This is a genomic window from Streptomyces sp. CS113 (assembly GCF_002188365.1).
Lineage (GTDB): Bacteria > Actinomycetota > Actinomycetes > Streptomycetales > Streptomycetaceae > Streptomyces > Streptomyces tendae.
On sequence record NZ_KZ195574.1, the window covers coordinates 5,868,414 to 5,879,249 of the forward strand.

General features: G+C 72.1%; 8 protein-coding genes. 4 read left to right on the plus strand and 4 right to left on the minus strand.

Features of this window, described 5'->3' with window-relative positions; genetic code table 11:
* Nucleotides 1-2 precede the first annotated feature (2 nt).
* Nucleotides 3-1,169 carry a tRNA dihydrouridine synthase DusB gene (gene dusB / locus B9W62_RS26225; protein ID WP_087809458.1) on the plus strand — a complete coding sequence of 389 codons (1,167 nt, stop codon included), beginning with the start codon at nt 3-5 and terminating at the stop codon, nt 1,167-1,169.
* A gap of 10 nt (nt 1,170-1,179) precedes the next feature.
* Here the strand turns inward: dusB and B9W62_RS26230 are convergent, their stop codons facing one another.
* Nucleotides 1,180-2,967: an alkaline phosphatase family protein gene (locus tag B9W62_RS26230; RefSeq protein ID WP_087809459.1), complete on the minus strand. Its 1,788-nt coding sequence runs from the start codon at nt 2,965-2,967 to the stop codon at nt 1,180-1,182.
* 495 nt (nt 2,968-3,462) lie between these two features.
* On the opposite strand from B9W62_RS26230, the gene ppdK reads away from it, so the two are divergent.
* Together ppdK and B9W62_RS26240 are read left to right on the plus strand one after the other, a co-directional pair.
* A complete protein-coding gene (gene ppdK, locus B9W62_RS26235) occupies nt 3,463-6,192 on the plus strand; it encodes a pyruvate, phosphate dikinase (protein WP_087809460.1) in 2,730 nt (909 codons plus the stop codon).
* A 226-nt stretch (nt 6,193-6,418) separates the two neighbouring features.
* On the plus strand, nt 6,419-7,639 hold the full coding sequence (locus B9W62_RS26240; protein WP_087809461.1) for an acyltransferase family protein: 1,221 nt from the start codon (nt 6,419-6,421) through the stop codon (nt 7,637-7,639).
* Nucleotides 7,640-7,716: 77 nt separating this feature from the next.
* On the opposite strand, the gene B9W62_RS26245 is transcribed toward B9W62_RS26240, so the two are convergent.
* Entirely contained in the window at nt 7,717-8,175 is a 459-nt protein-coding gene (locus B9W62_RS26245) for an excalibur calcium-binding domain-containing protein (RefSeq protein ID WP_087809462.1), read from the minus strand.
* Between the two features lie 183 nt (nt 8,176-8,358).
* On the opposite strand from B9W62_RS26245, the gene B9W62_RS26250 reads away from it, so the two are divergent.
* Nucleotides 8,359-9,291 (plus strand): oxidoreductase, encoded by a 933-nt coding sequence (locus tag B9W62_RS26250; RefSeq protein ID WP_087809463.1) that lies wholly within the window; start codon nt 8,359-8,361, stop codon nt 9,289-9,291.
* A gap of 68 nt (nt 9,292-9,359) precedes the next feature.
* Here B9W62_RS26250 and B9W62_RS26255 read toward each other — a convergent pair whose 3' ends face one another.
* Both B9W62_RS26255 and B9W62_RS26260 read right to left on the minus strand, forming a co-directional pair.
* The gene (locus B9W62_RS26255) at nt 9,360-10,127 is read right to left on the minus strand and encodes an SDR family NAD(P)-dependent oxidoreductase (RefSeq protein ID WP_087809464.1); all 768 of its coding nucleotides are present in this window, start codon (nt 10,125-10,127) and stop codon (nt 9,360-9,362) included.
* Between the two features lie 117 nt (nt 10,128-10,244).
* Nucleotides 10,245-10,829: a TetR/AcrR family transcriptional regulator gene (locus tag B9W62_RS26260; RefSeq protein ID WP_087809465.1), complete on the minus strand. Its 585-nt coding sequence runs from the start codon at nt 10,827-10,829 to the stop codon at nt 10,245-10,247.
* Nucleotides 10,830-10,836 lie beyond the last annotated feature (7 nt).

The following is a 10,836-nucleotide window of genomic DNA, read 5'->3' on the forward strand; positions in this document are numbered from 1 at the left end:
GAATGTCCACGCTCACCACGCCCGCCCCCGACCGCACCGCCGCGCCCCTGCGGATCGGCCCGCACACCGTCGCGCCGCCCGTGGTGCTGGCCCCGATGGCCGGGATCACCAACGCGCCCTTCCGCACCCTGTGCAGGGAGTTCAGCGGGGGCAAGGGCCTGTTCGTGAGCGAGATGATCACCACCCGGGCGCTGGTCGAGCGCAACGAGAAGACCATGCAGCTGATCCACTTCGACGCGACCGAGACCCCGCGCTCGATCCAGCTGTACGGCGTCGACCCGGTGACCGTCGGCAAGGCCGTCCGCATGATCGCGGAGGAGGACCTGGCCGACCACATCGACCTGAACTTCGGCTGCCCGGTGCCGAAGGTGACCCGCAAGGGCGGCGGCTCGGCGCTGCCGTACAAGCGGAACCTGCTGCGCGCCATCGTCCGCGAGGCCGTCACCGGCGCCGGTGACCTGCCCGTCACCATGAAGATGCGCAAGGGCATCGACGACGACCACCTCACCTACCTGGACGCCGGCCGCATCGCCGTCGAGGAGGGCGTGAGCGCGATCGCGCTGCACGGGCGCACCACCGCCCAGCACTACGGCGGCACCGCCGACTGGGACGCCATCGCCCGCCTCAAGGAGCACGTCCCGGAGATCCCCGTCCTCGGCAACGGCGACATCTGGTGCGCCGAGGACGCGCTGCGCATGGTGCGGGAGACCGGCTGCGACGGCGTCGTGGTCGGGCGCGGGTGCCTCGGGCGGCCGTGGCTCTTCGCCGACCTGGTCGCCGCCTTCGAGGGCCGCACCGACTCCTTCGTACGGCCCACCCTGCGCGAGGTCGCCGACGTGATGGTGCGGCACGCCACGCTGCTGGGGGAGTGGATCGGCGACGAGGCGCGCGGCGTCATCGACTTCCGCAAGCACGTCGCCTGGTACCTCAAGGGCTTCGCCGTCGGCTCCGAGATGCGCAAGCGGCTCGCGATCACCTCCTCGCTGGCAGCGCTGCGCGCCGGACTGGACGAGCTGGACCTCGACCAGCCCTGGCCCACCGGCGCCGACGGCCCCCGCGGCCGCACCTCCGGCAACAACCGGGTGGTCCTCCCGGACGGCTGGCTGAAGGACCCCTACGACTGCGCGGGCATCGGCGAGGACGCGGAGCTGGACACCTCCGGCGGCTGACGGCCGCCGATCAGTCCCCGGCCCCGGTGGGGTGCGGGACCGAGCCGTACGCCGTCAGGAAGCGTTCCCGGAAGGAACTCATCCGCCACACCGGGGCGTCCTTCGCCGGTTCGAGGCCCTCCGTCCAGTCCCAGTCGTCGATCGCGTCGAGCACCTTCGGGTCCTTGGCGACGATCGACACCGGGACGTCCCGGCTCGCGCCGTCGCCGCTGACGCGGGCCAGCGGCTGGTGGTCGCCGAGGAAGACCAGGACGGTGTCGTCGGTGCCGTAGCGCTCCAGCCACTGGGTGAGGCTGGTGACCGAGTACTGGATCGACCTGCCGTACTCCTCCTTGGAGCGGGTGGAGTCCGTGATGACGTCGGACGCCTTGACGCCCGACGCCTCGATGCCGTCGTACACCGACCCGTCGCCGACCTCGTCCCAGCCGACCATCCGCGGGATCGGCGCCCAGGGCTGGTGGCTGGAGGTGAGGATGACCTCCGCCATCAGCGGCCGGTCGCGCTTCCTGCCGTGCTCCAGGCGCTGGAACGCCTCCAGCGCGTACTGGTCGGGCATCGTGGACCAGCTGAACTTGGGCCCCCGGTAGCCCACGTCGAAGGCGTCGTACACCTTGTCCAGGCCGTACCAGTCCGCCTCCGGCCAGGCCTTCTGCACCCCGGGCATGACCCCGACCGTGTCCCAGTCCCCGGTCTTCGCGAACGCCTTGGTGAGGGTGAGGTGGTCGCCGGACGTGACGGTGCGGTAGCGCTGCTGGTTGTCCACCCACAGGCCGGACAGGAAGGTGGAGTGGCCGAGCCAGCTGCTGCCGCCGTAGGTCGCCGACGTCAGCCAGCCGCTGCGGGCGTGGAAGCCCGCCTTCGCGAGCGACGCGGTGCTCGCGTCCAGCGTCCGGCCGACACCCGGTGCCATCACCGGGTCCTCGATCGCGCTGCGGCCGTAGCTCTCGATGAACGTGAAGATCATGTCCTTGCCGCGCAGGTCCGGCACCAGCTGGTCGCCGGGCGTGGCGCCGAAGCGGTCCGCCTTCGCCTCCTTCGCGAAGGCCGCCTCGTCCCGCAGCGTGTCCACCACCCGGTGCGCCTGGGCCCGGGCCGCCTTGGAGGCGCTCGTGGTGGCGACCGGTACGCCGAAGGTCTGCACGCCCAGCGCCGCGGAGGTCATCCACACGGTGGCCGCCATCAGCGCGCCCCGGGCCGCCCGCTCCCGGTGCGCGGCGAGCAGCTCGCCGAGCCGGACCGCCGCCAGCGCCATGAGCACCAGCAGCAGGACCGCCAGCACGACGGCGCCCACCGCGGCCCAGGTCGCCGCCGCCCCGCCCATCGAGTCCGCCACGAAGGACTGCGCGTCGTCCAGCAGGCCCCAGTCCAGGACCAGGTTGAAACTGCGGCCCAGGTACTCGGTGAAGCCCATGTCGAGCAGGTTCAGCACGGTCAGCGCCCCGAGGGCGGTGCCGAACAGCGCCGCCGCCACCAGGCGCGGCACACGCGGCAGGCAGAGCAGCAGCACCGCCGCGACGACCGCCTCCCCCGGGAGCCGCGCGAAGCGGTTGGGCTCCAGGGCGACGAGGGTGTTGGGCAGCAGGAGGGCGCCGAGAACCAGAATGGCCGAAAAGGCCGTCGTGACCCGGCGGACGGCGAGCGCGGCGCGCGGGCGCCGGGTGCGCCACGAGCGCCAGTGGGCGAGCCGGGCCCTGAGCGCCTCCAGCGGGGCGGGACCGGCCGCGCCGGGGGTGCCGGGGTCGTCGGGAGCGTCGTCCGGGAGCCGCGGCGGCCGGCGAAAAGGCGTGATGACGGGCACCCGAAGGTCCTTCCGTACGAAACCCGGTGGAGGGCGGGCCCCGGCGAGGGGGCCGGGACCCGCCGGACTCTCGTACGTCCGCCGCGGGCCGTCCGTTCACCGGGTCCGTCCGCCGGTCCGCATGGTGAAATCCGGCGGCCTGTGGGAGCGTGATTCTCGCCACCTCTGATAAGAGCTGCGCTCAGATGAGCGGATTGTGGGCGACTCCACTTCTCCAAGGTGTGGCACTGAGTGCCACGCGTTGATCGTTCAGCGAGCGAACTCATACGTGGAGAATGGCGCTCATGTGAGCGACAAAGTGCGCGTACGAGAGTCAGCGCGTTCAAGAAGTGAAAACACAAGCGGTCGGTCGCTTGCCAAGCCTTGACTTTCGATCCGCTGGCGGACGAGTGGTTACGGGCGCATGACGCGCAAGTGGACGTACCCAGGTGCCTTTGATCTGGGTACATTCCTCGCCGTCAGGGCAGCCACCGCGTCCTCGAGGAGTCGAGACCCGTGTCGGAAAACAAAGATCCCCAGGTAGCGAACGCAGCGAAGTTCGTTTACGACTTCACCGAGGGCAACAAGGACCTCAAGGACCTCCTCGGCGGCAAGGGTGCCAACCTCGCCGAGATGACCAACCTGGGTCTCCCGGTCCCGCCCGGCTTCACGATCACCACCGAGGCCTGCAAGACCTACCTCGACAGCGGCGAGGAGCCCGCGGCACTGCGTGACGAGGTGAGTGCGCACCTCGACGCCCTCGAGGCGAAGATGGGCAAGAAGCTCGGCCAGGCCGACGACCCCCTCCTCGTGTCGGTGCGCTCCGGGGCCAAGTTCTCCATGCCCGGCATGATGGACACCGTCCTCAACATCGGCCTCTCCGACAAGTCGGTGCAGGGCCTGGCCAAGCAGGCCGGCGACGACCGCTTCGCGTGGGACTCCTACCGCCGCCTGATCCAGATGTTCGGCAAGACCGTCCTCGGCGTCGACGGCGACCTCTTCGAGGAGGCGCTGGAGGCGGCCAAGACGGCCAAGAAGGTCGCGGTCGACACCGAGCTGGAGGCCGCCGACCTCAAGAAGCTCGTCACCAAGTTCAAGAAGATCGTCAAGACCGAGGCCGGCCGGGACTTCCCGCAGGACCCGCGCGAGCAGATGGACCTCGCCATCAAGGCGGTCTTCGAGTCCTGGAACGGCGAGCGCGCCAAGCTCTACCGCCGCCAGGAGCGCATCCCGCACGATCTCGGCACCGCCGTCAACGTCTGCTCGATGGTCTTCGGCAACCTCGGCCCCGACTCCGGCACGGGTGTCGCCTTCACGCGCGACCCCGCCAGCGGCCACCAGGGCGTCTACGGCGACTACCTCCAGAACGCCCAGGGTGAGGACGTCGTCGCCGGCATCCGCAACACCGTCGCGCTGGCGGAGCTGGAGCGGATCGACAAGAAGTCGTACGACCAGCTGATGCAGATCATGGAGACGCTGGAGAACCACTACCTGGACCTGTGCGACATCGAGTTCACCATCGAGCGCGGCCAGCTGTGGATGCTCCAGACCCGCGTCGGCAAGCGCACCGCGGGCGCCGCCTTCCGCATCGCCACCCAGCTCGTCGACCAGGGCCTGATCGACGAGGCCGAGGCCCTCCAGCGGGTCAACGGCGCCCAGCTCGCCCAGCTGATGTTCCCCCGCTTCGACGACGAGGCGAAGGTCGAGCAGGTCGGCCGGGGCATCGCCGCCTCGCCGGGCGCCGCGGTCGGCAAGGCCGTCTTCGACTCGTACACCGCCGTCAAGTGGTCCCGGTCCGGCGAGAAGGTCATCCTGATCCGCCGCGAGACCAACCCGGACGACCTGGACGGCATGATCGCCGCCGAGGGCATCCTGACCTCGCGCGGCGGCAAGACCTCCCACGCGGCCGTGGTCGCGCGCGGCATGGGCAAGACCTGTGTCTGCGGCGCCGAGGAGCTGGAGGTCGACACCAAGCGCCGCCGGATGACCGTGCCCGGCGGGCACGTCGTCGAGGAGGGCGACGTCGTCTCCATCGACGGCTCCTCCGGCAAGGTCTACCTCGGCGAAGTGCCGGTCGTGCCCTCCCCGGTCGTCGAGTACTTCGAGGGCCGCATGCACGCGGGCGCCGAGGACGCCGACGAGCTGGTCGAGGCCGTGCACCGGATCATGGCCTTCGCCGACCGCAAGCGCCGGCTGCGGGTGCGCGCCAACGCCGACAACGCCGAGGACGCGCTGCGCGCCCGCCGGTTCGGCGCCCAGGGCATCGGCCTGTGCCGCACCGAGCACATGTTCCTCGGCGACCGGCGCGAGCTGGTCGAGCGGCTGATCCTGGCCGACACCGAGGCGGTGCGCGAGGAGTCCCTGAAGGAGCTGCTGCCGCTCCAGAAGCAGGACTTCGTCCAGCTCTTCGAGTCGATGGACGGCCTCCCGGTCACCGTCCGCCTCCTCGACCCGCCGCTGCACGAGTTCCTGCCCGACATCACCGAGCTGTCGGTGCGCGTGGCGCTCGCCGAGTCCCGCCAGGAGCCGCACGAGAACGAGCTGCGCCTGCTCCAGGCCGTGCACCGGCTGCACGAGCAGAACCCGATGCTGGGCCTGCGCGGGGTGCGCCTCGGACTGGTCATCCCCGGCCTGTTCACCATGCAGGTCCGCGCCATCGCCGAGGCCGCCGCCGAGCGCAAGGCCGCCAAGGGCGACCCGCGCGCCGAGATCATGATCCCGCTGGTCGGCACCGTCCAGGAGCTGGAGATCGTCCGCGAGGAGGCCGACCAGGTCATCGCCGAGGTCGAGGCGGCCACCGGCGCCAAGCTCAAGCTGTCGATCGGCACCATGATCGAGCTGCCGCGCGCCGCGCTGACCGCCGGCCAGATCGCCGAGGCCGCGGAGTTCTTCTCCTTCGGCACCAACGACCTGACCCAGACCGTGTGGGGCTTCAGCCGCGACGACGTCGAGGCCAGCTTCTTCACGGCCTACCTGGAGAAGGGCATCTTCGGCGTCTCCCCGTTCGAGACCATCGACAAGGACGGCGTCGGCTCCCTGGTCGCCGCCGCCGCGCAGGCCGGCCGCGCCACGCGTCCCGACCTGAAGCTCGGTGTCTGCGGCGAGCACGGCGGCGACCCGGAGTCGGTCCACTTCTTCCACGAGGTGGGTCTGGACTACGTCTCCTGCTCCCCCTTCCGGATCCCGGTGGCGCGCCTGGAGGCGGGCCGGGCGGCGTCGCGGTCGAAGGGCAGCGACCACCGGTAACCCCCGAAAGGGGGCAAAGGCCCCGGAGCCGCCGTCTGTCACCCGACCACCCTCACCGATCGGCGGCGGCTCCGGTCCACCAGAAAAGGCGGCACCCGTGCGGGGGTGCCGCCTTTTGTGACACGTTCAACGGTGTGAATTCCTGTGTATGGAGCAGCAGCAAGCTGTCAGCAGAGTGGGAGGGCCCTGGCAGCGGACAGTGGCCGGCAGCCGGAACGGTGGTTGGATGACGCAGACGGATCACAGAGAACCGGTCGGCACGATCACCCGTGACGGAACCGGGGACGGGACCGGGGGCAGAGCCGCCGACGCGGTGCCCGGCCCCCGCGGCGGGCCGCGGGAACGGGTCCCCGAGGCCGGACCCCCCGTCCGCAGGAACCGGCTCGCGGCCCTGGACGGACTGCGTTTCCTGGCCGCCCTGTCCGTGGTCTTCTTCCACTTCGTCGGCCAGGCGCCCTCGACGATGCAGACCATCTGGGACCGCCCCGTCGAGGACGTCTTCCCCGAGGCCCACGGCTACTTCGCCTACGGCCGGCTCGGCGTCGAACTCTTCTTCCTGATCAGCGGTTTCGTCATCTGCATGAGCGCCTGGGGCCGCACCCCGCGCGACTTCTTCATCTCCCGCGTCACCCGGCTCTACCCGATGTACTGGGCGGCCATCGCGATCACGGCCTGCGTGATCTACTTCGCCGACAACCCGTTCGGACACCCGCACCCGCGCGTGCTCTTCGCCAACCTGACGATGCTCCAGACCCCGCTCGGGGTGGAGCACCTCGACTCCGTCTACTGGACGCTCTGGCCCGAGCTGTGCTTCTACCTCACCTTCGCGGTGGTGGTGTGGAAGGGCCTGACCTACCAGCGCGTGGTGATCTACTGCGGCCTGTGGACGGTCGCCGCGGTGCTGGCCCCCAGTGCCGACATCCACCTGCTCACGCTGCTGGCGAACCCGCCGTCCGCGCCGTACTTCATCGCGGGCATGGCCTTCTACCTGATGTACCGCTACCGGCCGACCCCGCTGCTGTGGGGGATCGTCGCCATGTCGTGGCTGGTGGCGCTGCACTACCTGCTGACGCCCGACGGGGGCCGCCTCAACTGGGACTCCTGGCAGCCGGAGCGCGCCTGGCTGGTCGTGGTGATCACGGTGTTCTTCCTGCTGATCGCCGCCGTCGCGCTCGGCTGGACCAGCCGCCTGCGCTGGCGCGGGCTGACCGTCGCGGGCACGCTGACCTTCCCGCTGTACCTGCTGCACGACGCCATCGGCGTCAACGTCCTGCACCGCTTCGGCGACCGGGCCCACCCGTGGGTGGTGGTCTGCGTCACCGTCGCCGCCCTGGTCGCGCTCTCCTACGTCGTGCAGCGGTTCGTGGAGCGCCCGGTGGCCCGGGCCGCACGGCGCTGGCTGAGCAGCGCCGCCTTCAGCCTCAAGCCGCCGGAGCCCCGCCGCTGAGCGGACGGGGCTCCGGGGGTGCGCCGGGATCGCGGCGCGGGCCGGGATCGCGGGTCGGGAGCGCGGCGCGGGCCGGGTCAGGCCGCGCCGTCGCCCCGGCGCCGACGTGCGGCCAGCAGCAGTCCGCCGCCCGCGAGCACGACGGCCCCGCCGGCCGCCGCGAGGTACGGCGTGCTGTCGTCGCCGCCGGTCTCGGCCAGGTCGGTGCCCTGCTGCCCGGCGGCCTCGTCCCCGCCGCCCTGCTCGCTCCCGGAGTCCTTGCCGCTCCCGGCGCCCGCGTCGTCGTCGGTGTCCTTGTCGCTCGCGGGCACGAAGCCGGCCGGCGGCTTGTCGCAGCCCACGCCGTCCTGGTCGCGGTCCAGGTGCTCGCCGTAGTGCTCGTCGCCCTCCTTGATGTTGGAGTAGCCGTTCTCGTACGCCTCGGTGCAGTTCTTGAAGGGGTGGGCGCCGTCGTGCGCCTGGGCGGCGGCGGCCGGCAGGGCGGCCAGGGCCAGTGCGGCGACGGTCACGGCGGCGGGCTTGCGGAGCAGCTTCATCGAGAGTCCCGGGAATGGTGTGGATGGGCGGATATGAGGTGACGAAGCTATTGAGGTGGCCGAGATGTGGTGGGGATATGGAGGACTCGTGATGGGAACGTGACGTGACTGGACGGTAGCTCTCCGCTCAGGGCCGCCGGGCGCGTACGGTGAGACGGGTCCGGACCAGCGAAGGAGCCGCGGATGACCGGCTGGAACACGGGCGACATCCCCGACCTGGACGGGCGCGTCGCCGTCGTCACCGGGGCCAACGGCGGCCTCGGCTACGTGATCGCCCGGGAGCTGGCGCGCAAGGGGGCGTCCGTGGTGCTCGCCTGCCGCAGCGAGGAGCGGGGGAGGGCGGCCGTGGAGCGCCTGCTCGGCGAGGTGCCCGCCGCCGCCGTGGAACCGGCGCGGCTGGACCTCGGGGACCTGGCCTCGGTCCGGGAGTTCGCCTACGGGCTGCCGTACGAGCGGGTGGATCTCCTCGTCAACAACGCCGGGGTGATGGCGCTGCCGCACAGCACGACGACGGACGGCTTCGAGACCCAGTTCGGCGTCAACCACCTGGGGCACTTCGCGCTCACCGGGCTGCTGCTGCCCTCCCTGCTGGCCGCGCCCGGCGCCCGGATCGTGACCGTCTCCAGCCTCCTGCACCTGCTGGCCAACGTCGATCCGCGCGACCTCAACAACGTGCGCCGGTACGGGCGCTGGACCGCCTACGCCCGCTCGAAGTCCGCCAACCTGCTCTTCACCCACGAACTGGCGCGCCGGCTCGCGGCCCGGGAGGGCGCCTCGGACGTCCGCGCGGTCGCCGCCCACCCCGGATACGCCGAGACCGGGCTCCACGCGGCCGGGCCCCGGGCCGAGGGGCGCCGCCTCGCCGAGCGGCTGGCGCGGCTCGGGAGCCGGGTCGTCGCCCAGTCCGCCGAGGACGGCGCGCTGCCCGTCCTGTACGCGGCGACCGCGCCCGGCGTGCCCTCCGACTCCTTCACCGGCCCGTCCTTCGCGATGTGGCGCGGATCGCCCGCACCGTCCCGGCGGGCGTCCTGGACCACCGACGACGCGATGGGGGAGCGGCTGTGGGCCGCCTCCGAGCGGCTGACCGGCGTCATCTACGAGGCGCTGCTGCCCTGAGCGGCTCCGGGGCCGGCCCGCGCGGGGGCCGCCGAGTGACGGCCGCCGCGCGGGGCCCGCGCCGCGGGTCAGGCCGTTTGGCCGCCGTCCACCACCAGGTCGGTGCCCACCACCGACGCCGCGTCGTCCGACGCCAGGTACAGCACGGCCGCCGCGACCTCCGCCACCGCCGAGACCCGGCCGAGCGGCGTCTCCTCCCGCATCCGCTCGGCCCGCCCGGCCTCCGACTCGCCCGGCCGCAGGGACATGGAGGTCGCCGTGGCGCCGGGGCTGACGGCGTTGATGCGGACCCCGTCCCCGATGTGGTCCAGGGCGGCGCCCCGGGTGAGGGCCGAGACGGCCGCCTTGGTCGCCGCGTAGGCCGCGGCGCCGGGGCTGCGCTTGTGCGCCCCGAAGGTGGAGGCGATGTTCACGATCGTGCCGCCCCCCGGCTGGGCGCGCATGTGCCGGACCTCCGCCCGCAGGGCGAGGAACACGCCGGTGACGTTGATGTCGAGCTGCGCGTGCCAGTCCTCCTCGGGCAGGTCGGCGACGGGCACCCCGCCGCGGAAGACGCCCGCGTTGTTCACGGCCACGTCGAGGGAACCGAAGTGGTCCACCGCCGCGGCCACCAGGGCGTCCACGTCCTCGCGCCGGGTGACGTCGGCGGTGACGGCCAGCGCCTTGCCGCCCGCCTCCTCGATCAGGGCGGCCGTCTCGTCGAGCGGTCCCCGGGCGCGCCCGGCGACGACGACGTGCGCGCCCTCGGCGGCCAGGGCCAGGGCGACGGCCCGTCCGATGCCGGAGCCCGCGCCGGTGACGAGGGCGGTCCTGCCGGTGAAGCGCTGGGTGGTCATGAATCTCCCCTTTTCCTGACCGAACTTCTTCAACGAAGCTCTTGAACGTTTTTCTTGACCGACCGGTTCAGTATCTGGCCGTGAAAACACCCCTCCGCAGAGGGGTGCGTCCGGGTCTCAGTCGAGCAGTGCGAGCGCCTGTTCCGCCGCGTCCCGCATCCTGGCCGGGTCCGGCGAGGCCTTGCCGACCACCCGCATGCCCTGGAGCAGCACCAGCAGCATCCGGGCGAGGGCCAGCGGATCGCGCCCGGCGGGCAGGTCGCCCTCGGCGCGGGCCCGGGCCAGCGCCGTGTGCAGCACGGTCTCCAGCTGGTCCCAGTTCCGCTCGACCCGCCGGGCGGCGTCCGCGTCGTGCGGGGCCAGCTCGGCGGCGGTGTTGGTGACGAAACAGCCGTGCAGCCGCGAGTCGTCGGCACTCGCCTCCGCGGCGTAGCGCCGCACCAGGGACCGCACGCCCGGCAGGGCGGGGCCCGGCCGGGACAGGTCCGCCAGCAGGTCCGGGAGCAGCCCCTGCTCGTAATGCGCCAGCGCCTTCAGGTACAGCTCGCGCTTGTTGCCGAAGGTCGCGTAGATGCTGGCGCGCCCGACGCCGAGGTGCTCGACGAGGTCGGACATCGACGTCGCCTCGTAGCCGCGCCGCCAGAACAGCTCCAGGGCTGCCCGCAGCGCGGCGTCCGGATCGAACTCCTTGGTCCTGGCCACGCTCCGC

Excerpts from the sequence above, each read along its gene's own strand:
- dusB (WP_087809458.1), top strand. The coding sequence starts at position 3 with ATGTCCACGCTCACCACGCCCGCCCCCGACCGCACCGCCGCGCCCCTG.
- B9W62_RS26240 (WP_087809461.1), top strand. The coding sequence starts at position 6,419 with ATGACGCAGACGGATCACAGAGAACCGGTCGGCACGATCACCCGTGAC.
- B9W62_RS26245 (WP_087809462.1), bottom strand. The coding sequence starts at position 8,175 with ATGAAGCTGCTCCGCAAGCCCGCCGCCGTGACCGTCGCCGCACTGGCC.
- B9W62_RS26250 (WP_087809463.1), top strand. The coding sequence starts at position 8,359 with ATGACCGGCTGGAACACGGGCGACATCCCCGACCTGGACGGGCGCGTC.
- B9W62_RS26255 (WP_087809464.1), bottom strand. The coding sequence starts at position 10,127 with ATGACCACCCAGCGCTTCACCGGCAGGACCGCCCTCGTCACCGGCGCG.